General features: G+C 45.1%; 26 protein-coding genes. 14 read left to right on the top strand and 12 right to left on the bottom strand.

The annotated features are described in order from the left end of the window. Window positions 1-4: 4 nt before the first annotated feature. Window positions 5-658 carry a hypothetical protein gene (locus tag ACQY3H_RS01315; RefSeq protein ID WP_428074063.1) on the bottom strand — a complete coding sequence of 218 codons (654 nt, stop codon included), beginning with the start codon at window positions 656-658 and terminating at the stop codon, window positions 5-7. A gap of 107 nt (window positions 659-765) precedes the next feature. Between ACQY3H_RS01315 and ACQY3H_RS01310 the strand changes: the two genes are divergently transcribed. From ACQY3H_RS01310 to ACQY3H_RS01295, 4 genes are all read left to right on the top strand, one after another. Continuing rightward, window positions 766-1,830, top strand: a complete 1,065-nt coding sequence (locus tag ACQY3H_RS01310) for a DUF1646 family protein (RefSeq protein ID WP_428074061.1) — start codon at window positions 766-768, stop codon at window positions 1,828-1,830. A 72-nt stretch (window positions 1,831-1,902) separates the two neighbouring features. Continuing rightward, the gene (nuoE, locus tag ACQY3H_RS01305) at window positions 1,903-2,379 is read left to right on the top strand and encodes an NADH-quinone oxidoreductase subunit NuoE (protein WP_428074059.1); all 477 of its coding nucleotides are present in this window, start codon (window positions 1,903-1,905) and stop codon (window positions 2,377-2,379) included. Between the two features lie 2 nt (window positions 2,380-2,381). Continuing rightward, on the top strand, window positions 2,382-4,265 hold the full coding sequence (locus ACQY3H_RS01300; RefSeq protein ID WP_428074057.1) for an NADH-ubiquinone oxidoreductase-F iron-sulfur binding region domain-containing protein: 1,884 nt from the start codon (window positions 2,382-2,384) through the stop codon (window positions 4,263-4,265). An 11-nt stretch (window positions 4,266-4,276) separates the two neighbouring features. Then, on the top strand, window positions 4,277-6,016 hold the full coding sequence (locus ACQY3H_RS01295; protein WP_428074055.1) for a [FeFe] hydrogenase, group A: 1,740 nt from the start codon (window positions 4,277-4,279) through the stop codon (window positions 6,014-6,016). 102 nt (window positions 6,017-6,118) lie between these two features. On the opposite strand, the gene ACQY3H_RS01290 is transcribed toward ACQY3H_RS01295, so the two are convergent. Beyond that, window positions 6,119-6,673, bottom strand: a complete 555-nt coding sequence (locus ACQY3H_RS01290) for a type IV pilin protein (RefSeq protein WP_428074053.1) — start codon at window positions 6,671-6,673, stop codon at window positions 6,119-6,121. 174 nt (window positions 6,674-6,847) lie between these two features. On the opposite strand from ACQY3H_RS01290, the gene ACQY3H_RS01285 reads away from it, so the two are divergent. Next, window positions 6,848-7,606: a hypothetical protein gene (locus tag ACQY3H_RS01285; protein ID WP_428074051.1), complete on the top strand. Its 759-nt coding sequence runs from the start codon at window positions 6,848-6,850 to the stop codon at window positions 7,604-7,606. Window positions 7,607-7,680: 74 nt separating this feature from the next. Here the strand turns inward: ACQY3H_RS01285 and ACQY3H_RS01280 are convergent, their stop codons facing one another. Genes ACQY3H_RS01280 through ACQY3H_RS01250 form a run of 7 tightly spaced genes read right to left on the bottom strand, consistent with a single transcriptional unit; the run spans window position 7,681 to window position 13,651 of the window. Continuing rightward, entirely contained in the window at window positions 7,681-8,586 is a 906-nt protein-coding gene (locus ACQY3H_RS01280; protein WP_428074049.1) for an RluA family pseudouridine synthase, read from the bottom strand. After that, the gene (gene lgt, locus ACQY3H_RS01275; RefSeq protein WP_428074047.1) at window positions 8,579-9,364 is read right to left on the bottom strand and encodes a prolipoprotein diacylglyceryl transferase; all 786 of its coding nucleotides are present in this window, start codon (window positions 9,362-9,364) and stop codon (window positions 8,579-8,581) included. Before lgt ends, ACQY3H_RS01280 begins: the two co-directional genes overlap by 8 nt. Further along, the gene (locus tag ACQY3H_RS01270) at window positions 9,364-9,969 is read right to left on the bottom strand and encodes an MBL fold metallo-hydrolase (RefSeq protein WP_428074045.1); all 606 of its coding nucleotides are present in this window, start codon (window positions 9,967-9,969) and stop codon (window positions 9,364-9,366) included. Before ACQY3H_RS01270 ends, lgt begins: the two co-directional genes overlap by 1 nt. 1 nt (window position 9,970) lies before the next feature. Beyond that, window positions 9,971-10,267 carry an FtsB family cell division protein gene (locus tag ACQY3H_RS01265; protein ID WP_428074043.1) on the bottom strand — a complete coding sequence of 99 codons (297 nt, stop codon included), beginning with the start codon at window positions 10,265-10,267 and terminating at the stop codon, window positions 9,971-9,973. Window positions 10,268-10,270: 3 nt separating this feature from the next. After that, complete coding sequence (gene eno / locus ACQY3H_RS01260) at window positions 10,271-11,539, bottom strand: phosphopyruvate hydratase (RefSeq protein ID WP_428074041.1); 1,269 nt, start codon at window positions 11,537-11,539, stop codon at window positions 10,271-10,273. A 28-nt stretch (window positions 11,540-11,567) separates the two neighbouring features. Continuing rightward, window positions 11,568-13,052, bottom strand: a complete 1,485-nt coding sequence (locus ACQY3H_RS01255) for a hypothetical protein (protein WP_428074039.1) — start codon at window positions 13,050-13,052, stop codon at window positions 11,568-11,570. Window positions 13,053-13,102: 50 nt separating this feature from the next. Continuing rightward, window positions 13,103-13,651, bottom strand: a complete 549-nt coding sequence (locus ACQY3H_RS01250) for a type IV pilin protein (protein ID WP_428074037.1) — start codon at window positions 13,649-13,651, stop codon at window positions 13,103-13,105. Between the two features lie 162 nt (window positions 13,652-13,813). Here ACQY3H_RS01250 and rlmN point away from each other — a divergent pair, with 162 nt between their 5' ends. The 3 genes from rlmN to queC are packed head-to-tail and all read left to right on the top strand — an operon-like array spanning window position 13,814 to window position 17,481. After that, window positions 13,814-14,836: a 23S rRNA (adenine(2503)-C(2))-methyltransferase RlmN gene (gene rlmN, locus ACQY3H_RS01245; protein ID WP_428074035.1), complete on the top strand. Its 1,023-nt coding sequence runs from the start codon at window positions 13,814-13,816 to the stop codon at window positions 14,834-14,836. 9 nt (window positions 14,837-14,845) lie between these two features. Beyond that, entirely contained in the window at window positions 14,846-15,268 is a 423-nt protein-coding gene (locus ACQY3H_RS01240; RefSeq protein WP_428074032.1) for a hypothetical protein, read from the top strand. Beyond that, window positions 15,265-17,481 (top strand): 7-cyano-7-deazaguanine synthase QueC, encoded by a 2,217-nt coding sequence (gene queC / locus ACQY3H_RS01235; protein ID WP_428074030.1) that lies wholly within the window; start codon window positions 15,265-15,267, stop codon window positions 17,479-17,481. Before ACQY3H_RS01240 ends, queC begins: the two co-directional genes overlap by 4 nt. 70 nt (window positions 17,482-17,551) lie before the next feature. Here the strand turns inward: queC and ACQY3H_RS01230 are convergent, their stop codons facing one another. Together ACQY3H_RS01230 and ACQY3H_RS01225 are read right to left on the bottom strand one after the other, a co-directional pair. Then, complete coding sequence (locus tag ACQY3H_RS01230; RefSeq protein WP_428074028.1) at window positions 17,552-17,962, bottom strand: ACT domain-containing protein; 411 nt, start codon at window positions 17,960-17,962, stop codon at window positions 17,552-17,554. 25 nt (window positions 17,963-17,987) lie between these two features. Next, a complete protein-coding gene (locus ACQY3H_RS01225) occupies window positions 17,988-19,493 on the bottom strand; it encodes a TM0106 family RecB-like putative nuclease (protein WP_428074026.1) in 1,506 nt (501 codons plus the stop codon). Window positions 19,494-19,590: 97 nt separating this feature from the next. Between ACQY3H_RS01225 and ACQY3H_RS01220 the strand changes: the two genes are divergently transcribed. The 5 genes from ACQY3H_RS01220 to ACQY3H_RS01200 all read left to right on the top strand — a co-directional run bounded on the left by ACQY3H_RS01220 (window position 19,591) and on the right by ACQY3H_RS01200 (window position 22,467). Then, complete coding sequence (locus tag ACQY3H_RS01220; protein ID WP_428074024.1) at window positions 19,591-20,217, top strand: tetratricopeptide repeat protein; 627 nt, start codon at window positions 19,591-19,593, stop codon at window positions 20,215-20,217. Window positions 20,218-20,234: 17 nt separating this feature from the next. Continuing rightward, window positions 20,235-20,756 (top strand): peptide deformylase, encoded by a 522-nt coding sequence (gene def, locus ACQY3H_RS01215; protein ID WP_428074022.1) that lies wholly within the window; start codon window positions 20,235-20,237, stop codon window positions 20,754-20,756. Window positions 20,757-20,775: 19 nt separating this feature from the next. Further along, window positions 20,776-21,117, top strand: a complete 342-nt coding sequence (locus tag ACQY3H_RS01210) for a hypothetical protein (RefSeq protein WP_428074020.1) — start codon at window positions 20,776-20,778, stop codon at window positions 21,115-21,117. Between the two features lies 1 nt (window position 21,118). Then, the gene (locus tag ACQY3H_RS01205; protein ID WP_428074018.1) at window positions 21,119-21,844 is read left to right on the top strand and encodes a hypothetical protein; all 726 of its coding nucleotides are present in this window, start codon (window positions 21,119-21,121) and stop codon (window positions 21,842-21,844) included. 188 nt (window positions 21,845-22,032) lie between these two features. Then, entirely contained in the window at window positions 22,033-22,467 is a 435-nt protein-coding gene (locus tag ACQY3H_RS01200; RefSeq protein ID WP_428074016.1) for a hypothetical protein, read from the top strand. 108 nt (window positions 22,468-22,575) lie between these two features. On the opposite strand, the gene ACQY3H_RS01195 is transcribed toward ACQY3H_RS01200, so the two are convergent. After that, entirely contained in the window at window positions 22,576-23,073 is a 498-nt protein-coding gene (locus tag ACQY3H_RS01195) for a type IV pilin protein (protein ID WP_428074013.1), read from the bottom strand. Between the two features lie 234 nt (window positions 23,074-23,307). Between ACQY3H_RS01195 and ACQY3H_RS01190 the strand changes: the two genes are divergently transcribed. Beyond that, window positions 23,308-23,838, top strand: a complete 531-nt coding sequence (locus tag ACQY3H_RS01190) for a type IV pilin protein (protein ID WP_428074011.1) — start codon at window positions 23,308-23,310, stop codon at window positions 23,836-23,838. Window positions 23,839-23,941: the final 103 nt, after the last annotated feature.

Raw genomic sequence — 23,941 nt, 5'->3', positions numbered from 1 at the left:
TAACTTATTTGGCTAATTCTTTCCACGCTTTTTGTTCGTCTTTGAACGCTTGTTTAGCATCTTTGGCGGTTTGTTTGACTTCCGCTTTTTTGGCTTTTACATCGGCTTTAGCGTTTTTGACGTTGTTTTTTACTTCGGCCTTTTTGGCTTTAGCGTCGGCTTTGGCTTGTTCGGCTTGAGCCTTAGCGGCTGCTTTTTGTGCTTTGGCTTGGGCTTTGGCTTGTTCTTTTTGGGCTTTAGCTTCAGCCTTGGCTTGTTCGGCTTTGGCTTTAGCATCGGCCTTGGCTTGTTTGGCTTGGGCTTTAGCGTCGGCTTTGGCTTGTTCGGCTTGGGCTTTTCTGGCCGCGGCTTGTTGTTTGGCCTCTTCTTTGCGGGCTTGAGCGTTGGCTTTTAATTCTTCTTTTTTAGCCTTGGCTTGGGCTTTAACGTCTTCTACCGCAGAATTGTTTTGAGCGGCTTGTTGTTGGGCTTTAACGGCTTTTACTTTTTTGGCTGCGGCCGCTTTTTGTGCTTGAACATTTTTGCGCAAGTTGCTAATTTTAGACAACGTGCAGTTGTTTACACAGGTAACGTCCATCGAGGCGCATCCGCAATCATCGGCATACGCGGCAACAGCGGCTAAACCACATACCGCAAATAAAGCAATAATTTTTTTCATGCTGATTTTTCTCCTTTGTAATTTGCAATAGATTTTTTCTACCTTTTTATTGTACTAAATTTATGTGTTTTTCTGCGTTATTTCCGTCAATTTAGTAAAATATATCTATGGAAACTGTAGTTGCACAAACCCCATTGTGGGTAAATATATTGTTAGGAATTATCGTCATAAATTTGCTCGTTTGGCCGCTTACGTCAAGATGGGTAGAAAGCCACTTGGAAATTTTTTTACTTAGCGTAGGGGCAACGGCCGTTACCGTCAGTGGGGGGTGGAGTGTTGATTTTCTCTACGAAACCTTAAAATATCCGGTCAATGTAGCCTTTATTGTATTAGTTGTCAGTGTGATTTTTAATAATTACTCACGCTATATTTTTCGCGTATTATTTACCTTTTTTAAGGCCTTGGAGCCGCGCTATAGTTTTGCATTACTGATTTTTGTGTTGGGTTTGTCGTCGTCTTTAGTAAGCGTGACGGTGTCGGCGCTCGTGTTGGCCGAAGTGTTAAAAGTGGTTAATTTGGAGCACCGCCAAACGGTTTTTATTACGGTTTTTGCCTGCTATGCCATTGGGTTAGGCGCCGTACTCACCCCACTGGCCGAACCGATGGGCCTTGTGATGAAACAGGCGCTTTCCGAACCACCTTATAATGCCGATTTCTTTTTTGCCTTACGCCATTTTGCCGGTTGGATATTACCCGGGGTGGCCGTATTGGCGATAGCCGCCGGATATACTGCGCGTCATGCCGGCACGGGGTTGCAAATGTATATCCGGGAAGATAAAGAAACATACAGTTCCGTTTTACGTCGTACTTGGCATATTTATATGTTCGTGGCGGCGTTGCATTTAATTAGCACGGGCTTGCGGCCGCTGGCCCAAAGTACGATAGCCCATCTCGGCGGGAAAATACTGTTTTTTGCCAATGCGGTGTCGGTTATCATTGATAACGCTACGCTTGCCGCAATTGAAATTGTGCCTACCATTTCCCCGACCGATTTAACGTATATGGTTATCGGATTGGCGGCCTTTGGCAGTATGCTCGTGCAGGGTAATTTGCCCAACATTGTAGCGGCTGAAAAACTGGGTATCAAAAGCCGTGAATGGGCGCGTGTAGCCGTACCGACCGGATTACTGCTTATGGGGGGCTATTTTATTGCCCTGTGTATTTTGCTATAATAAGAAAAGACGGTTTTTCCGTCTTAATGAACTAACGATTTGTTTTTGTAGTAAACTTCTATAGGAGAACTTATGTCAGATAGATTCGCACCCGCGGCGCAAATCTTAAAAGAAAATAATTACGATAGCGCCAAGTTAATTCCCATCTTGCAAAAAGTGCAAGATGCCTACCACTTCCTTCCGGAAGATATCATGCGTTATATTGCTAACGAACTCAAAATTTCGCCCGCTAAAGTATTTGGCGTGGCGACGTTTTTTGCCCATTTCGCTATTACCCCCAAAGGCAAACACATTATCCGCGTTTGCAACGGGACGGCTTGCCACGTAAAAGGTTCGGCCGGCATTATTGACGCTGTCAAAAAGAAACTTAAACTTAAAGACGGACAAGAAACGACCGAAGATTTACTTTTTACATTGGAATGCGTTTCCTGTTTAGGGGCGTGCGGGTTGGCCCCGGTAATGGTGGTGGACGAAGTTGTCCACGGTCAAGTGACTCCGGCCAAAGCCGAAGAACTCATTGACGAAGTCCTCAAAGCGGAGGCCAAATAAGTATGGCAACGAAAGATATTGAAAAAATCGCAAAAGATTTTAATGATGCCTATAAAAATATTAAAAACCGTATCGTCATTTGCGGCGGTACCGGTTGTATTGCCGGCGGTTCGCTGGATGTATATAAGGCGTTCCAAACGGAAATGGAAAAACGCGGTATCGCGTGCAGTGTAGAAGTTTCCAAAGGTTGCCGTGAAAACTATTTAAGTTTAAGCGGTTGCCGCGGTTTCTGTGCACAAGGGCCGCTCGTGAGCGTGGGCGATATTTTCTACACCAAAGTAAAAGCAGCCGACGTTCCGGAAATTATTGAAAAAACCTTGCTCAAAGGCGAAGTCATTGACCGCTTGTTATATCACAATCCGGCCAATAACCAAAAGTCCAAAACCGTAGCCGAAATTCCGTTTTATGCTAAACAACAACGCATTTTGCTCGCCGATTGCGGACGCATCAACCCCGAAGATATCAATGAATATATCGCTCACGGCGGTTATGCTCAAGCCAAACGCGTCTATTTGGAAATGACCCCCGAACAAGTCTGCCAAGAAATGATTAAATCGGGTCTTCGCGGACGCGGCGGCGGTGGTTTCCCTACCGGTAAAAAATGGGAATTTGCCCGCATTGAACCGGAAGGCAAAAAATACGTTATCTGCAACGCTGACGAAGGGGACCCGGGTGCCTTTATGGACCGCTCCGTTATGGAAGGTAACCCCAACGCCGTTTTGGAAGGTATGATGATTGCCGCGCGCGCTATCGGGGCGGATGAAGGATACATCTATGTTCGTATGGAATATCCGCTCGCCATTAAACGGGTGCGCAAAGCCATTGAAGAAGCCGAAGCATTGGGTATTTTAGGTGAAAACATCTTCGGTTCCGGCAAGAATTTCAAAATTAACGTCATGGAAGGCGCGGGAGCGTTTGTCTGTGGGGAAGAAACCGCTTTAATCGCTTCTGTAGAAGGGAAACGCGGTATGCCTAAAGTTAAACCGCCGTTCCCGGCCCACAGTGGTCTTTTCGGTAAACCCACCGTTATTAACAACGTAGAAACGTTGGCTACCGTAGCCAAAGTGTTTGAAATGGGTGCCGAAAAATTTGCCAAGATCGGTACGCCGACCAGCCCGGGTACCAAAACGTTTGCTGTAACGGGACACATCGCCAATACGGGGCTCGTGGAAGTGCCTATGGGTACGACCTTGCGCCAAGTAATTAACGACGTGGCCGGCGGTACGACCAACAGCGACGGTACCGTCAATCCCGAAGCATTCAAAGCCGCCCAAATCGGCGGTCCTTCTGGCGGATGCTTGACCAAAGAACATTATGATGTACCGCTTGATTTTGATTCGTTAAAATCAGCCGGTGCGATGATCGGTTCGGGCGGACTCGTGGTTATGAACGAAAAAACCTGTATGGTCAACGTGGCCCGCTTCTTCTTGGAATTTACCAAACGCGAATCGTGCGGAAAATGCGTGCCTTGCCGCGAAGGAACCGACCAAATGTTATCCTTACTTACCGACATTTGCGAAGGCCGCGGTACGATGAAAACCTTGGAAACGTTGGAAGATTTAGCCAAAGCCGTACAAAAATCTTCGCTGTGCGCTTTAGGTAAAACGGCCCCCAACCCGGTGCTCTCTACCTTGAAATACTTTAAGGATGAATATCTCGCCCACGTGGTAGAAAAACGCTGCCCCGCCGGCGTATGTAAAGCGCTTGCCAAGTACGAAATTGACCCCGCCAAATGTAAAGGTTGCGGCATGTGCAAACGCGCCTGCCCGGTACAAGCCATTTCCGGGGCAGTAGGCAAACCGCATGTGGTTGATCCGAAAAAATGTATCAAATGCGGTAGTTGCAAATCTACATGTAAATTCGGCGCAGTAAAAATCGGCGCGTAAGGAATTAAATTATGGAAAAAGAAAACTTTGTTACTATTGAAGGAAAAAATGTAGCCATTGAAGGCGAACGGAATTTATTGGAACTAATCCGCAAAGCGGGTTTCAATATTACCACGTTCTGCTATCAGCCGGAATTGGAAATTTACGGTGCATGCCGCTTGTGCTTGGTAGAAGTAGAAGGTATGGGCGTTGTGGCCTCGTGTTGTGTAGCACCGCGTGCGGGGATGAAAGTACACATCAATACCGATGAAATCCGCCGCTTGCGCCGCATCAACTTGGAACTCTTATTGGCGTCCGGTAATCACAACTGCACGCTCTGCTCCAAATCGGGCCGCTGCAAACTCCAAAGTTTAGCCCAAGAAATGGGTATTACGGAAATCCGCTTCAAAGCCAAACAAAAAGAAACGGTGCGTGATACTTCCTCTGCTGCCTTGGTACGCGATAACAGCAAATGTATTTTGTGCGGTAACTGCGTACGCATCTGCAACGAAGTACAAGGTATCGGTGCCATTGATTTTGCGTTCCGCGGATACCGTGCTAAAATTACCCCTGCTTTTGATAAAGGCATGGGTGAAAGCCACGAATGTGTGTCCTGCGGTCAATGTGCGCGCGTTTGCCCGGTAGGTGCTTTAACGCCGAACAACAGCGAAATTGAACAAGTATTTAAAGAAATCAATAACCCGGCTAAAAAAGTAGCCGTACACATCGCTCCTGCGGTGCGTGTAGGTTTGGGCGAAATTTTCGGCTTGCCGCAAGGCAAAAGCATTGACGGAAAAATCGCCGCGGCTTTACGCTTGTTAGGGTTTGATTACGTGTACGATACGGCCTTCGCCGCTGACTTAACAATCGTGGAAGAAGCCACCGAATTTTTACATCGTTTCACCGAAGGTAAAAATATGCCGCAACTTACCAGTTGCTGCCCGGCGTGGGTAAATTATGTAGAAAAATTTACGCCGGAATTTATCCCCAATCTTTCTACGGCCCGCTCGCCGATGCAGATGATGGGCCCGGTTATCAAAGCCGATTTCGTGGAAAAAGGCGGCAAACGCGAAGATCTCGTGGTCGTAGCGATTATGCCGTGCTCGGCCAAAAAAGGCGAAGTCAAACGCGAAGAATTCTATGTCAACGGCAACCCGGATACGGACCATGTGGTCACGACCGTCGGTTTGGCGCGCATGATTAAAGAAGCCGGCATTGATTTTGCGAACCTCCAAGACGAAGAATTTGATCATCCGTTCGGTACCAAAACCGGTGCGGGTGTTATCTTTGGTGCGTCGGGTGGTGTTATGGAAGCGGCCTTACGCTTTGCCGCGGCCGAACTTGACCCCAAAGGCGCTGGCAAATTAGATTTAAGTGTCTTGCGTGCTAACAGCACTGTCAAAGAAGCCGAACTCACCATCGCGGGCAAAACGGTGCGCGTGGCGGTAGTAAGCGGACTCAAAAACGCGCGCAAACTCTTGGACGACATTAAAGCCGGAAAGAATAAATACGACTTTATTGAAGTCATGTCTTGCCAAGGCGGTTGTGTGGCAGGTGCCGGACAACCCCAATTTGAAGGTTGGCAAGCCCGCAAGAACCGCGCGGCCGGATTGTATGAAGACGATGCAAAGATGGCGTATAAGTCCCAAGATAACAAAGATGTGATGGCGTTGTATGGCACCATCTTTGATAAAATCGGCGGACATAAAGCGCATGAACTGTTGCATACGCACTACTTTGACCGCAAAGACCGCACCGGCCAAAAGAAATAAGAATAACGACGGGTGTTAAGTTTAGTATAACAAAACGTCCGTAAAAGTGTTCACTTTTACGGACGTTTGCTATGTTCCGGTCAACTTGTATATTTTACACGATTAGGGCAAACGATAGGAGCGTCCCCATTGGCTTTCATCAGACAAGGTTCCTTTCATAATTTGTGTGCAATAGGCTCCGGGTGTTAATGAAGAATCAAAAGTTTTGGTGGAGGCCGTTTTCCGTTCAAAACAACCGGGGACGGAACCGCCCACATGCCCGTCAGGCCCGCGTATCCCGATTTGGAAACCGGCACCTTGATATTTGCCTTGCAAACGTGTCATAAACAGGACCGTCCAACCGGAAGAACTGGAATCTTCAATTTCTAAGGCCCATTCCCCGTTTGATTTGGTATCTTGCGAGCCGCCGATAACGCGTGTGCCCGCGGGCCATGGGATATCTAACGACAATTCGTCAAACGACCTAAATTCCGTTCCGTTCGCCATAAAATACGCTTCGGCTGCTTGCGAAACCGATTTAAGAAGGGTTAATGCTTGAGCCGCGCGTGATTTTTCCACCGCTTTTTGGTATTGCGGCAAGGCCACGGCGGCTAAAATACCAATGATTAAAACGACTACTAATAATTCTATTAACGTAAATGCTTTTGTATTTGCCATATTTTTGCTCCTTGTTATTTGTTCTGATACTCTATTATCGTTTTTTTTTTTGACTTGTCAAGGGTGGGCTTTTCGGCCCGACGATGTTGGAGTATATTTTACTATATTAAAATAAGTCGTTGTTTAGCATTATTTATCTTGTGCATGAGAAAAGAGTTTGTTATCATATACAATATGAAAAAAATAATTGTTAGAGTTATATTCGTAATTGGCTTATTGGTAGCAGCCAATAGCCAAAGTGCGGCGGTGTCTTCTTTCGTGGCGGTGCCGCAAGAAGATAAGCAAGCCGTTAAAGCGTATTTGTTTTTATCGGACGGATGTCCGTGGTGCCGCAAATTAAAGCAAGAAGGTTTCTCCGCCAAATTTAGCAAGAAATATGCGGGACAAGTGGTATTAGAAGAATATGAAGTGCACACGCCGCAAGGCCGCCAGCAATTTGCCCGCATGCGCAAAAAACATAATTTGGACGGCGGTGTTCCGGTGCTTATCGTGGGGGAACAGGTTTTTGTGGGATACTCGGAAAATTTACTTTCGCGTGCCGGGAAAGCCTTGCAAAAAGAACGCCAAAAAGCGCCTGCTGTTAAAAAAGTTTCCAAGAAAAAAGAACAAGAATTACCGTCGGTGGTTGGTATTATTGTAATGGATGATTTGAAAGGAATTGCGCCCGCTAAAGACATTGAACAAATGAAACAGTATTTAGAAAAAGTGCAAGATGAAAACGGCGAAACATTGGCCTCCGTAAACAGTATCTTTAGTGCGAAAGTGGGAAATCAAGCCATGGCTATTATCAATACAAATGAGCAGAAATTAAAAGATATTGCGGCTAAAAGCCCTACGTATGAAGATTTTGTTACATCGGCTAAAGATATCATGCTCAAACAACAAACCCAATTAAACGCGTTAATGAGTAAAAACGCCAAAGCCGTGCGCTAACGGTTAGGAATATATAAAAATCTTCCCTGTTTATTCAAACGGGGAAGATTTTTTTGTTTATATAAGAGAATTTATTATTTCCCGGTTACACGTTCCCATGCGGCTAAAAAGTCGGGGGGGACGGGGGCTTCAAATTTTAATTTTTTCCCCGTTAGCGGATGGGTAAATTCAATGCGCCGGGCATGGAGCATGAGCCGATCTGCCGTGGCCCCTTCGTACAGCCAATCGCCCAGCACCGGGTAACCCAGCCAATTTAAGTGTACACGCAACTGGTTGGTGCGGCCGGTACGCGGATACAGTTCAATATAGGTAAAACCGTTTTTGCGCTCTAATACTTTGTAATCGGTTACGGCTTCGCGCCCTACGTCGGATGCTTTAATTTTTCCGCCGGCTACGCGCCCTATCGGCACATCAATCGTGCCTTCATCGTCTGGCACGGTTCCACACGCAATCGCGTGATATGTCTTGTGTACGTCGCGCGCGGCAAACTGTGCAATCATTTCCGCTTGAAATTCTTGCGTTTTGGCTACAATCATCACACCGCTTGTTTCGCGGTCTAACCGGTGGACAAGTCCGGCGCGCGGCATGTTGGTATCAAACCCTTTGGGGGGATTGGCCAAAATAACAGATACCAGCGTTTCTTCCGACGAGAAAACCGTTTCGGGGTGTTCTTCCCAAATGGGGCTTTGCGGGTGGACCAGCATGCCTGCGGGCTTTATCAACGCAAAGAAATCTTTTCCGTCATGAATAATTAAATCTTTTAGTTTGGTTTGGCTGTGTGCATCCGGTAATTCAATCGTTACTGTTTCACCTGCTGTGAGCGGCCAGGACGGTTTTACTTGTTTACCGTTGACGGTAACGTGCCCGTCTTTGATTAACTTTTGCACGAGCGAGCGCGACAAATTTTCCAACTCGTCCGCCACAAATACGTCCAAGCGTTTAGAATATCCGTCGAAAATAATCGTTTTTTTATCAGCCATGAGATTGTCCTTTTTTAGTAATACGCCACCAAATTACGCCGGCACTTAACGCAAGTAACAAGGTAATAATCTGCGCCGGGGAAAGCCCGAATAAATACGCTCCGCGAAAATCTCCGCGGAAAAATTCTAATGCAAAACGTAACGTACCGTAACAAAAAATATACGCTAAAAGTACGGTGCCGTTTTTATGCGGGTGGTTGTAAAGTTTATGCAGAATAAAGAAAATCAGCAAATTGCCGACGGCTTCGTAAAGTTGTACGGGGTGTACGGGTACACCGAGTAAATCGGGCGCAACCATAGCGTGCGGATCGGTGAATGTAACTCCCCAAGGCATAGTGGTAGGTTTGCCGTGGCAACAGCCCGCTAAGAAACAGCCCACGCGCCCGAATGCATGTCCGAGCGGTAAGGCGGTAATAATAAAATCGGATGTAGCAAGTAACGGTAATTTTTTCTTTTTCATGTAAGTAATTACCGCGGCTACCGCTACGATAAGTCCACCGTAAAACACAAACCCATACCGAAAATTTTGCACGAAATACGAGATTTTTTCCCAAGTGCTTCCGTTTAACTGCGGCCACGTCAACGCAATAAATAATAATTTTGCCCCGACGAGTGCCCCCATAAATAAAATAAAAATTAAATTCCAAAAAGTATCTTTGTCCAAATTTTTAGGCAGCCGCCGTACCAGATAATACGACGCTATCCCATAGCCTAGCGCAGTCATCACGCCGTAACTGGCAAGTTCAAACGAACCGATGGTAAGTAGTGTGGGATGCATTAAATTTCTCCACCGCGAAGGGCATTTCGCATAAACGGATTATTCACGCGTTCGTAGCCAATAGTAGAACTGCATTTCCCGCCGTAACTGTGGCCGGCAAAAATTTGGGTATCTTCCGGCAAGCGGGATAGTTCTACCAAACTTTGGCGCATGGCGCGCGGATCGGACGTAGGTAAATCGGTTCGTCCGCACGCCCCGGGGAAAAGCGTATCGCCCGTAAAAAGAGCGTTACCGATTTGGATACATACACTCCCTGCGGTATGCCCGGGAGTGGGGGTAATTTTTATATCAAACGGGCCGATTTTGAACTGTTGTGCGCCCGAATAAGTATGTAAAAATTGGGGATCTATGCCGGCTAACGAAATATCTTTTTCTTCTAAATATCCTTTCAGGCCGGTTTGTTGTAAGAGTTGTTGGGCAAATTTAACGTGGTCAAAATGTCCGTGCGTGAAAAGTACGCCGCGCAAAGTTAAATTTTTTTGCGTGAGTGTATGCGAAATAAAATTCATATCCCACGCCGGATCAATTAACAGCGCGTCATTTTTTTCGCTGATTAAATACGTACAGTTGGCCATCGGGCCGAGTTCTAATACATCAATTTGCATATTATTTCGTAGAAAACCGGAATTCCACTTCCCCCGGTTTGGCCAGTCCGTATTCGGTACGGGCAATTTTTTCTATAAGTGCCGGATCTTGTGCTTCTAATAAGGCCCGGGTTTTTAACAGTTGTTCGTACTCTGCATCTAACTGCGCACTTTGATGCGTCAATTTTTGCATTTCGGCTTTGTTATGTATTAAATTGCGTACGGTATTTCCTAACCAAAGCACGACAATAAGAATCAGCCCCGCCAAGACAAGTAGCGGCTTTTTGTGGGCTTGTATTTTTTCTAACCATGTTTGCATAATTTAGTGAAAAATCATCTCCTTTGCGTAAATGGCTTTTGGGCCGAGTTCCTGTTCGATTTGTAATAATCGGTTATATTTGGCGGTACGTTCGGCACGAGCGGGCGCGCCGGTTTTGATAGCCCCTGCATTGGTAGCCACGGCTAAATCGGCGATAAAGGTGTCTTCCGTTTCTCCCGAGCGGTGCGATACAATGCACGCATAACCGTTTTGTTTGGCCAGTTGCATAACGTCTATCGTTTCCGATACCGTGCCGATTTGGTTTAACTTAATCAAAATCGCATTGGCGGCTTTATGCTCAATGCCCCGTTGCAAGCGTTTATAGTTGGTAACAAATAAATCATCGCCTACTAATTTAACCCGGTCGCCCAGTTGAGCCGTAAGCATTTGCCAGTTGGAGAAATCATCTTCCTGCAGCGGATCTTCTAAGGATAAAAGCGGATAATTAGCACACCAGTTTTGATAGATAGTACTTAATTTGTCGGCGGATAAATCTTGCCCTTCAAAATGATATTTTCCGTCATGAAAAAACTCGCTGGCGGCCGCATCTAATGCCAGCGCCATGTGGGGGTGGCCGGCTTTTTGGGCGGCTTGTAAGATAGTTTTTAGTACATCTTCGTGTTTCGCAATTTTCGGGGCGAAGCCGCCTTCATCGCCAACGGCGATTACTTGCCCTTGTTCTTTTAATAACGCGCGCAACGTGTGATATGTTTCAACGGCACTTTGTAACGCGTGTGAAAAAGTATCTGCAAAATTGGGCAAAATCATAAACTCTTGCACATCTAACCCCGAGTCGGCATGTTTGCCGCCGTTAATAATATTAAGCATGGGAACGGGCAAGAGATAATCGGTTTGCGTAAGGTTGTATGCTTGGCGTAAGTATTGATAGAGTGGCAGGCGGGCATGAGCGGCTCCGGCGCGAAGTAGGGCCATCGATACGGCAAGTGTTGCGTTTGCTCCTAAACGCGACTTGTTTTCGGTGCCGTCTAATTCGCCTATTTTTTTATCTAATGCGCGAATATCAAGCGCGTTTTCTCCGGTTAATGCAGTAGCCATTTGACCGACGTTTTCTACGGCTTTTAATACGCCTTTCCCACCGTAACGTATGCCACCGTCACGTAGTTCAACGGCTTCGTGCGAGCCGGTAGATGCCCCGCTGGGAACGGCAGAACAACCGCGTGCGCCGCTGTCTAACACAACTTCGGCGGCAATCGTCGGATATCCTCGCGAATCTAAAATTTCGCGTGCTGCGATTTTTGCAATGCGAACCATACAACCCCCTCGGCCGCATTAGGCGGCCTTATAGCATACTGTCTATAATTTTTTTACCTTCTTTAATTAACGCCGCGGGGGTTTTTTCATCTTGGGCTTCGGCATACATACGAATCAGCCGTTCGGTGCCGGAAGGACGAATCGCCAACCAACTACCGCCTTTTAAGAGGAACTTAAACCCATCGGTGTTATCAATACGCCACACAGAGGTTTTGTTGATAGATAACGGCGGACGGATATCCAACCGTTCCATAATGCGGTTAATTTCCGTTTCCGTTTTGGGGATACTTACTTTTTGATCAAAAAGTTGTTTATACTTTTTGTAAAAATCTTTGCGCAGTTGTTTGAGCGTTTTGCCTTCGGTAGCAAGCATATCTACTACAAGCAGGCAGGCCAAAAGGCCGTCTTTGTCCGGAATGTGATTGGCAATAGCCAGTCCGCCCGATTCTTCCATACCCATAATATATTGGCCGGAAGTCATCAGTTCGGTAATATACTTAAAACCGACGGGGGTTTCACGAAGCATCAGCCCGCTTACTTTGGCGACTTGGTCAATAAGATTAGAAGTAATAACGCTTCTGCATACGCGGCCTTTTTGTTTTTTGTTGCGTACCAAATGGTCTAAAAGCATGGGGGCAATTTCGTTAGGAGAAACCCATTCACCGTCGGAATCAATCACGCCGAATTTGTCGCAATCCGAGTTGCAAGCAATCCCCAAATGCATTTTTTTACGTACTACCAAATGGGTGAGTTCTTGCAAACTGACCGGCCCGGCGTTAGGGGTAACTCCGCCGAAAAGTGCATCATCGTTTTCGTGGATTCCTTCTACCGTTACTCCGTATTTTTCTAAAAAGGGACGGAAATAATGTATGGCAGAACCGAATAACGGATCTACCGCAATTTTGAGTTTGGCTTTTTTGAGCGCACGCACATTGATAAGTTTTTCCAAATGCGCCAGATAGTTTTTGCGTAAATCTTTCGTTACGACTACGGCTGCATTAAGTACGCCAAATTCGATGGAAGATGCTTTCAAAATTTGAGCATTGGGGGCCGGAATATTCTTTTCAATATCAGCGGTAATTTCGTTGTTGGCAATACCGCCGTAATACGAAATCCATTTAAGTCCGTTGATATAATAAGGAGATTCGCTCCCGGTAATTACAATGGCACCTACCGCACATTGGCTCCGTACAGCCCATTCGGCTACCGGAGTAGGTAACGGTTCTTCAGCCATGTGTACCGTAATACCGTTCTGCACGAGTGCATTGGCGGCTACATAGGCCAGTTGCTTGGATAAAAACCGGGTATCATACCCGACAAATACAAGCGGATTTTTGAATTTTTTGCCTTGCTCTTTGCAAAAATTCTGGTAACCTGTTCCTTTGAAACCATAAAAAGGATGTTCCAAAACGTGTTCGGAAATTCCGTACGCTAGACGTTGCACCGCTTGGGCGGTAAGTCCGCCCGCGGTTGTGGCCCGAAAGCCGGCTGTGCTAAATTTGATGTCTTCCATAGTGCAGACATTATAGCAAAAATAAGTGGAAAATTACTAAATAACCTACATTATGGCATGCGGAAAAAGTCCCAAGATGAACCGGTAGGAATAAAAGTTCCCTTCATGATCTTTCGGCAATAGTCGCCTCTGGTTTTGGCAAAGGGGGTTGCGGCATCTGTGGCGTTTTTTATTTCAACACATAACAGTTCATCGGCTGAATATTGGGTATGCTCCGGTTTGCTATTTATTACAAAGGCGGCTCCGGTGTAAGGCCCGGAAATACGAGTGACGATAATGGTATCGCCTCCATGACGCATTTGTATAGACCAATCATTATTGGATTTGCCTTGCTTGGCCCAACCTAAATTTAAGCCGTTTCTCGTTCCTGTCCATGGAATGTCTACTGCGAGTTCGTCAAATGTAGAAGGCCATTCTCCATTGGCCAATTTATAAGCATTGGCCGCATCATAAACGGTTTTTAATATAGTAAGGGCTTGCGTTGCACGGCTTTTTTCTACCGCTTTATTGTATTGCGGTAAGGCCACGGCGGCTAAAATACCGATAATCAAAACAACTACTAATAATTCTATTAGCGTAAATGCGTGTTGGTTTTGCATAAAAGATTCTCCTTTTGTTTTTTTGTCCAATACTTTATTATCATTTTTTTTTTTGATTTGTCAAGAATAATTTAGTAACTTGTCCAAATTATGAGGTTGTTTAATGTATGAAAAAGGGGAAAACAAGATAAAAATTATACCCATATATGGTAAAATAAAACTATGAATTTTGAACGTGTTAAACAATATATTAAAGACGCCGGCCTTCCTAACTTCCGTATCGCGCAAGTGCAAGAGGCTGTTTTTAAGCGTGGTATTTCGTCGTGGAATGAAGCGTCTAACTTGCCGGCCGAATTGCGTGCTAAACTGGCCCAAGAACAACCGATTTTATCATTTAAGGTCAGTAAAATAGTTGTTTCCCGGCAAGACCGTACGGCCAAAGCCTTGCTTACGCTTAACGACGGACTTCAAATTGAAACGGTTTTATTAAAGCCGCAAGACACGTGGAGCGTGTGCGTATCGAGTCAAGTAGGATGTGCGCTGCATTGTTCTTTTTGCAGTACCGGTAAAATGGGTTTCAAGCGCGATTTGACCGAAGAAGAAATTACCGATCAGGTGTTGATGTGGTATCAGTATATTCACAAAGAAAAACTGGGAGAGCGCATTTCCAGTGTGGTATTTATGGGAATGGGCGAGCCGCTATTAAATTATCTGAATGTTGTCAAAGCGGCACACGATTTGTCTAACCCCGATTACTTAAATATCGGGGCACGCCATATTTCTATTTCTACGTCGGGTATTGCGGATAAATTGCATAAATTGGCGCTTGATTTGCCGCAAGCCAATTTGGCGGTTTCCTTGCACAATGCGGACAATGCCGAGCGCAGTAAACTCATGCCCGTTAATCGCAAATACGATTTGGATGACTTAAAAAAAGCCTTAGAAGAATATATCGCTATGACGGGCCGTCAAGTATTTTTGGAATATTCGGTATTAGAAAATATCAACAGCCGCCCGGAACATATCCGTAAATTAGCCGATTGGATATATTCCATTAAGGACAATTACTTATTGCACGTCAATTTGATTGCGTGTAATTTGGGCCGTGGCGAAAAAACCGACGAGCGCGTAGTTAAAAATTTTGCCGCCGGGTTAAAGGCTATGGGTATTGGTGTTACTATCCGTAAAAGTATGGGTAACGATATTTTAGCCGCTTGCGGGCAATTAGCCGCCCAGCACCGATAAGGAGAAAATATGAAACACATCAAGTTTTTACTGATTGCCGCTGTATTTTTAACCGGTTGTGCCGCTTTGCAACAGACCAATATGGATTGGATCCCGATAGGGCCGGAATTCCCGCCGACCAAAGCGAAAGATATTGAGATTGTAGAAGGGCGAGATGATGTGAAACGCCCGTACGGTAACTTGGGATTACTTCGTATTAAAAATTTACAGCCTAACCGCGAATCATTGTTAATGGCTATTGAAAAAGGGAAAAAATTTGCTGCATCTAAAGGCGCGGATGCTATCCAAATCGGTCAATATAACAGTGCCGCAGAAGGTGTCACCGAGCCGCAAGTCACGTTGTTTATCTATGCTATTAAATACGTAGATAATCTAACCGAAGCCGATCAAAAGGCCATTGAAGACTTTAAGGTCTTGGGGGCAATCCAATGAACGTACTAATTGCTAAAAACACCGCCGAATGTGCGAAATGGAAAGATACCGCCGTCGTTATTGACGTGCTACGCAGTGCAACTACCGTGTGTGCCTTGTTGGTTAAAAACAGTTCCCGTACGGTAGTGGTATGCCCGGATGAGCAAAATGCCCAAACCGTTATTGGAAAACAAAAAGGATTTGTCGTATTGTCAGAGAATGCTCTTTCGTTAAAACATGAAGATGATTCCCCTTATATCGCCAGCCGTTTGGCTGACAGCACTCCGGTTTGTTTAGTATCTAATGATGCCGGGCTTGCTTTGCAATACTTACGTAATGCCTCCACGGTTCTTTTGGGAGGATTTTGTAACTTCCGTGCGGTGGTGCAAGCGGCCTTAGCGCCAAAGAAAGATATTCTGCTTGTTCCCGCGGCGATTTTTCAGGGCAAACAAGATGAAGAAGATTTTTTATTTGCCCAAGCCTTTAAGGAATTTGTTGAACATATTAGCACCCCGGAAAAATTTTTGGAAGAATTTAATACCACCGTGCGCTTTGTGGAATTTCGCCGCAATGGTTCTCCTACGGCATTGCAAGATTTAGAAATAGCATTGACTTTAGATAATTTTTCTCTAGCGCCGCGTGCCGTTTGTTCGGCAGAAGGCCATTGGGCGGTTTGTTTTCCGTATGGTGCCCAGCCTAATCCGGCTTGGGCCTCGTTGCCGGACTTGGAAAGCACCGTTACAGAAGTCCCGCAGTTTACTACTATGCTCAAAATGGACTTGCGGCCTATGGTAGATAAAACTTTGTTGGCTACCCATTTGTTGGATGAACAATTCCCTCAACAAAAGAAGGGGGAAAAATCACCGAAAACCAATACGCAAGGGCCTTCTGCTACCCAATTGCGTAATGTTTCTATCTTAGGGGAAGAAAAAACTCCTACACAAGAAAAACCGCAAGAACCCAAGAAAGGGTTAAAAGGCTTTTTCTCTAATTTGGTCAATTCCGGTAAAACAGACACACCGGCCGAAACATCTTCAACGCCTGAGCCGATGTCATTATCAAAACCGACGACAGAGCCGGAGCAATTATCTGCAAAAGATGCTCCGAAGCGAGAAGAAACTCCGGAAGAAATTGCCGCCGAAAACGCTAAAACGCATATTGACCTTTCTGACGGAAAAACGGTGTGGAATATCAGTAAACCGCGCCCGGGTATGTTTACGCAAGTACCGGAAGACGAAACCATGCACGTTAAATGGGAACAAATTTCACATGAAGATATCCCGCAAGATGCCCCCATTACCCAAGCCCCTAACCCGAACCGCCCGCAAGAGCGTGTGTTAGAGTTGAGTGTTTTTGAACATGGGGATACTAAATTGCCGCTTAGAAAGACGCAACCGCATCTTAAGCCCCAGCCGCAAGAAAATCAAACGACAGAGCCGGTGGCGCAAGAGCCGCAACCCGTTCAACAAAAATCGCATGCGGAAACGCTGCCGCAAACGTCTGAACCGGTTGTCCGAAAAACGGCACAACCGCATGTATCGCCTGCCGCTTCCGTTAAACAAACTAAACACAAAAAAGCGATTGTGTTATTTTCGGGCGGATTAGATTCCACCACGTGCTTATATTGGGCGCGTTCGCAAGGCTATGAATGCGAAGCGTTGACGGTTTCCTATGGACAACGCCACCGCCGCGAAATCGCTTTTGCGCAAGCCATTACGCGCCATTTGGGTATTAAACATCATTTGATTGATTTAAAATTGCCTTGGCTCGCTACCAGTTCGTTGGTAGATAAAGAACAACCCTTGCCGGACAACGCCGTAGAGCAAATTTCCCATTCCGGGGTGCCTTCTACGTATGTGCCGGGGCGCAACTTGATGTTTTTAGCCATTGCCGGCTCGCTATTAGATGCTATCGGTGCGGATGCAATTATCGCCGGGCCCAATGCCGTAGATTTTTCGGGCTACCCCGATTGCACCCCGGGCTTTTTTAAGGCCGCCGGCGAAGCCTTAAACCGCGGTACTACCCGCGGTGTGCGCGAAGGAATTGAGGTACTCGCCCCGCTGATGGACATGAACAAAGCTGATATTGTCCGCTTGGCGGTGAAGTTGAAAGTACCGCTTAAATATACGTGGAGTTGTTACGCCGGTGGCGATAAACCCTGCGGCAAGTGTGATTCGTGCAAATTGCGCGCCAAGGGGTTCAAAGAAGCGGGTTACAAAGATCCTGCGTTATAAATGATTGTAGTTTTTGCAAAAAATACCCCGGCTGAAAACCGGGGTGTTTTTTTATTAAATTAAGCGTTATTTAATTAAATAAGTTAGAGGCTTCTAACGCATTTAATGCTTTAGTAATATTGTTGACAATGGCTATCCAACGGCTTTGCCCGTCCGATGTAACTGCTCCGTAAATGGCCGCGATGTTGATGTTTTGTTTTGTCAGTACGGAACTGATATCCAAAATAAGGCCCGGGCGGTCTTTCGTTTCAATGCAGATGGCTTCCGTCTTGACGCTGGTAAATCCGGCACGTGTTAAAATATGGCTGATTTCTTGGTCGTGGGTAATGGCCAGGCGGAACGTGGCGGCGTCATAATGTACCCCTTGAGACAGGGCGATAATATTGACTTTTTCGCGCATCAAAATTTCGGCTACGTTTTTAAGCGTACCCGGCTCGTTAACTAAAAACACACTATACTGTTTTACAACGCTTAGCGGCATAAAAACCTCATGTATCTTTTAAGTTTCAAATTATTTTACCGTCAGTAGAAATCCGCAATACTTCTGCCGATTTCAGTTTATCTTCCAAATCTAACATGGCTTTACAATCGTCTTCGTTATACATTAGCACTTTTTGGAGCAGTTCGTCATTACCTGTTTTAAGCCAATTGGTAAAATAGACCATACTATCCATAGCCCCACAATCGTCTTGCCGCCAGTTAAACCCGAACGCGGGCGCGGCGGCTTTGAGTGAAAAACTCGGCGCGGGTAAATAAAATGCTTTGCTGACGGCCACTTTCAAATCATAACAAATCCCGCACAGGGCATTTAAGTGGGCCGCGCTTGACGGATTGGCGGCGGCTAATTTTTTCATCTTTTTAACTTCATATTCCGTCCAATGATAAAGGGCCGTATGGGCGAAATCTTTTACATAATTATAAAACTGTTCAAAAATCTGTAATTCTTCTTGCGGTGTTTTGGCTACAAAACTGACGTATTTATTTTCTTCTTTATCCCAAATGCCGATTAAATACACAAACGATACATTATCTTTAGTAAACGTTTCCGTGGCTTCAAAATCAAAATACAAATTATATTTTTTTTCAGGCGGGGGAAAGTGTCCTGCTTCACGCAATACCGGTTTATTATGTAAGTATGCTTGTGCGTTGTAAAAAGAATTGGTGGCGTGCGGTTCTTCTAAAATTCCTTGCAGTTTGGCAAGTCCCGCATGGGCGACATCGTCGGTATTAAACATACCGTTGATTTTTAGACATTGACGCATTTCGGTATTAAGACCGGGTAACATCAGCAAATCTTTGCTTTGCGCAACAATTTTATTTGCATACACGCGCCACGGCGCGCTGGCGGCTTTGGGCGGTTTGTGCGCTTCGGGTTTGGCTTTGCCGTCGCGTATGGTTTGCCAAAATGTCAGTTCGCGCTCTAAGCGTTCGCGGTGTTTCTCGTAGGGAACTTCTATAAAATGTCCTTTTAAATGTACACGCGTATGAACAGGGGTAACTTGTTGAATTTGCCCCAAAATGCGATTTAATAAACAGACTTGTAAAGCATAATGTTCTTTTAAGTCATGAGCGCGTTTGAACTGATAAATTTCGTAATAAAACGGACCGAAACGGCCGGATAAATCGGTTTTTTTGACGAGTAAATTTACATTGCCGTACACCGACTCCGGTAAATTCCATAAGGCGGCGTTGGCGATGGCATCTTTGCCGGCAGCCATAGCGGTTAATGTGTTTTTGAAACGGTCGGTTTCCGTTTCGCCCGATATAAAAACAACCGTAGGAAATTCTTGTTTGATCCATTCATCGCGGCTGCGGCGGTCGGTACGGACTTTGAGTGTTTCGTAGCGGTTAAATTCGGCAACGGCTTCTTCTTGCGGGGCGTGAAAGGAACACCAAATACTGAAAGGATCTTCTAACAGCGAGAACATCCGCGAAGCATTAAAATCGGACTTGCCGGGCTCTCGCCCGCCGGAAAATTCTGCCAATAGTTGTTGCAAATCGGTGTCGGTCATTTATATGTATTTTATCTTTTTTCTGCACGGAAAGAAAAGATTTTTTGGTGTCATGAAAATTTTATATCATAATAGCATCTTATTTAAGGAGAAAATAATGAAAAAACTATTCGTGATGATTTTACTGGTTGCTTTGGGCGTAGCGTGTTCATCGGATAATGCACCGCAAACACAGTCCTCGGAACAAGGGGTAACGGCTTATGTGCAAGCGGCGGCCGTCAAAGAAGACCAAGAGGATTTTCAAGGGGCGATAGCCGACTATACCAAAGCCCTTGAGTTATGTCATGCTTCGGACGTTTCCATGCGAAGTTTTATTTATAACAAGCGCGGGTGGTGTAAAAATTTTCTGAAAGATTTCAAAGGGGCTGTGAAAGACCATGCCCGGGCCGTTGAAATTGATCCGAATAATGACGATGCTTACTTTGGTTTGGCCTCGGTAAGCATGAAAGAGAAAAAATATAAAGAAGCAATAGCGTATCTTACCAATGCTATTGATAAAGCCCCGTCAACGAGCCAGTATTATTTTTTCAGAGGTTTTTCCAACAGTAAATTGCAAAATTACCAAAATGCCGTTGCCGATTATACGAAATCGCTTGAGTTGACGCAGCGAGATGGTAATAAAATTCAAGGGTATCAACTTCGTGCCGAAGCCAAACGGGCATTAGGGGACGAAAAAGGGGCACTGGCCGATGAACGCAAAGCCCAACAGTTATCTGCCCGTTAAATGATATAATTAAATATATGGCTATTTTACGCATTACAAAATATGGCGAGCCGGTATTGCGCCAAAAGTTAAAACCCGTTAATTATGACGAAATTGCTCCGCAACTTCCGCAACTCTTAAAAGACATGGAAGAAACGTGTCTTTCCGTGCGCGGTGTTGGGTTGGCTGCCAACCAAATTGGGTTGCCGCTACGTTTGGCCGTGATTTTATTACCCGGCGAAAAAGAAGATGACCCGCCGACAAGATATGTAATCATTAACCCGCAAATTATTTCCAAACGCGGTGAAAAAATAGAAGAAGAAGGTTGCCTTTCTTTGCCCGGTTTGTGGGCCGATGTGCCGCGTGCTACCGACGTTACCGTTACGTATTTGGACGAAAACGGACAAGAACACACCAAACGTGCGCGCGGGTTGCTCGCCAAAGCGTTTCAGCACGAAGTCGATCATTTAGACGGTAAATTATTTATTGATTTAATAGATCCGAAAAATAAACCCGAAGTAAAAAAAATTATCAAAAAACTACGGAATCAATGGGATTGATAACGGGAGAACAATTTCAATGAATAGGTTGTTTCAATGGACCGTTAATACTCCGCACAGTTGGTGGGTGTATATATTGTTGATGGGGGGTATATTTGTTGCCTTTCAGTTGATTTTTATGGTGCTGGGCATTTTAATTTGTTCTTCCGGATTGATTCCCATGGAAAAATCCGGTGGCGGAATTCCGAATGAGTTTGGTTTGTGGGCGTTTTTCATTCCTACGGTAAGTGCGTTGGCAGTATCATTACTTGTTAACGGTTTTATTGCTTGGAAAGCCCATGCATGGATTCCGTTCGGAGTTGTCTGTGGAATCTTATTGGGCCCTGTTATCATTGGATGGGTTATAAACTTATTTAACTAATATGAAAATCTGTGTGATGAAATTCGGCGGCAATACGCTGGCCAATAAACAAAAATTACTTTTAGCGGCTGACTTAATCAAAAGCCGTTATGATGACGGTTTTATTCCGGTGGTAGTTGCATCTGCCAACGGTAATTTGACGGATGTGCTCTTGGATCATGCTTACAGTATTGCCCGGGAACCCGATAAACGCGAATTGGATATGCTTATTACCACCGGCGAGCGCGTCAGCGTGGCACTTTTATCCATTGCGTTGCGGGCCAAAGGCGTGCCGTCGGTATCGTTGACCGGGTCCCAAATCGGGCTGATTACAACATCTTCGCATACGGGCGCCGATATTTTAACACTCAAAGGCGACCGCTTGGTGCATGAAATTAACGAAGGGCACGTGCCGATAGTGGCGGGTTTTCAGGGAATTGGCGAGAATAAAGAAATCACCACCTTAAAACGCGGCGGATCGGATGTGTCGGCGGTGTTTTTGGCGGCACAATTGGGCGCCAATCACGTGGAAATGATTAAAGATGTGGACGGTGTTTATTCGGCTGATCCCAACAAAAACCAACAAGCCCAAAAATACGAAGTATTAGATTTTGACGAAATGTATAAACTGGCTCTTAACGGGGCTAGTGTACTCCATCCGGATGCGGTACGCCTTGCCAAAGAAAAAGGGGTAGAAATCCGCATTGTATATTATCAAACGGGTAAAACGGGGACGGTAATTAAATAATGTACTTGAAATGGAATCTGACGGGCTTTATTGCCTTTGTCATTTTAGGAAGTATTGTGTATGCTTTCGGCCCGGGGTTTGGGTCTTTAGTGCGGACGTTGATTTCCTGCGCTCTTTATGCTTTTGTGTTTTTTGCGTGCTTTGTAGTTGTTCGGCGCAGATAACTTAAAATATGGTATGATTAAACTATGTTAGATACAACACTTATTTTACAGATTTGCGGATTTGTTGTTTGTTTCATCTTATTATTTGTCTTTACAGCCAAATACCGCGCTACGATAGCGCACGAAACGGAATTTGAACCGGCCGTGGAAGAATTAACGGTGGCGGCTTCCAGCCAGCCTTCTTATAAACCGCGCTCGGCGGTGTTAAATTCGTTACAAGGGACGGCTTCATTGGAAGTGGCCGATTTGAAAGAAAAAATCAAATCGCTCCAATATCAATTGGAAGAAATGAAAGTCGGTCACGAGAAAAATAACGCCGAACTTGCCAAACAACTTGCCCGGTTGGAAACGCGTGTGAGCACGTTTGAACAAGAGTTTATGACCAAATTGCAACCGACGTTGTTGGGGTTAATTAAAGATTTGGAAAATATGAAAGTAGCCGAAGAAAAAGGAAAATAAATTCGGCTTGAACGTTTTGAAAATGGGCGACTCTTATTTGAGCCGCCCATTGTTTTATAATGTGCCGTTAGTATCTGCTTGGGCACGTCTTTTCATGCGTGCGGGTTGCTATAAAGTGTATATGCGGCACGAACCGCCGTAACACGCTGCCGACGGGTTGTATAACTGGCCGAAAGCGGCACAGACTCGGTCAAAGCGTGATTTGGCTTGCGTTGTAAGAGCATAACAAACTCTACGTCCGGCGGCAGAGTCAGATATATTGGAATGATAAATAATATATCCGTTTTTAAGGGTGGTATCATTCAAACACGTAATTGCCGCCGCGTCAACATAACAATACCCCCATGGGAAAGTGGCAGTGCCTCCGCTGACAGATGTGGCCGGTACGTCCACGTCCAACACGTCAAATCGGGTAGGATATGCCCCGTTGGCTAAATAATATACTTCGGCGGCTTGGGATAGCGTGGTTGTAATGCCCATTAAATTACTGAAACGGCTTTTGTCCACTGCCTTTTGATATTGCGGCAAGGCCACACTGGCTAAAATACCGATAATCAGTATGACAACTAATAATTCAATTAGCGTAAATGCATGGTTGTTTTTCATAAAATTTCTCCTTTCGTTTTTTACTGCTACAACTATTATCGTTTTTTTTTTTGATTTGTCAAGTCCTATTTTTCAAGTCTGTTAAAATTACAAGTTTTTTTTGATATGCCAAATGCCCGTTTCTTATTGGAAACGGGTGCTTTTTACCGACGGAAATAAAAGGCGGCCTTGACATCGTTTTTTTTTTGCTAGATTTTATAAAATAAAACAAGGAAATAAAAAAGGAGCAAGAGAATGAAAAACAACATATCGGGCCGTTTCGGTGGATTTACATTGATAGAATTATTGGTGGTAGTTTTAATTATCGGTATATTAGCAGCGGTGGCCTTGCCAAAATATCAATTAGCGGTGGATAAGGCGCGTTACTCGGCTTTAATGCCGATTACCAAAGCAATCGCCGATGCGCAAGTGCGTGCTAATTTGGCGGGAAATACGGAACAGGCTTTTGATATATTAGATGTGGAATTACCCGCCGGTTGTACGGGACATAATCAGGCGCTTTCCTGTAATGGGGCCCAATGGGGATGTGCTTTACATTCTACAGTATCTTATCCGCGCTGTTCCGATTACCGAATCAATGCAACATATTATTATTTAATTCAAGCAAGCGGAACAACCCGTATTTGTTACGCCCATACTACTGATACAAGTGACAGGGCTAACCGTTTGTGCCAGGCCATGACCGGTAAAAAGACTCCCTTTGTCACGGAGCCCATAACTACTTTTAAGGAAACCAGATCTATGAACGGTTACCGTTTTGATTAAATGCAAAATTGATTATTATTTTAAAATCAGCATGCTCCGCAATTTTGCGGGGCATTTTGCTTTTAATCATAAATTTCAAAAATTTTACTGTTTTTTTGCTGCT

Origin of the sequence: Candidatus Avelusimicrobium luingense (assembly GCF_902757105.1) — a bacterium.
GTDB classification, from domain to species: domain Bacteria; phylum Elusimicrobiota; class Elusimicrobia; order Elusimicrobiales; family Elusimicrobiaceae; genus Avelusimicrobium; species Avelusimicrobium luingense.
This window is presented reverse-complemented; position numbering and strand designations above follow the sequence as displayed.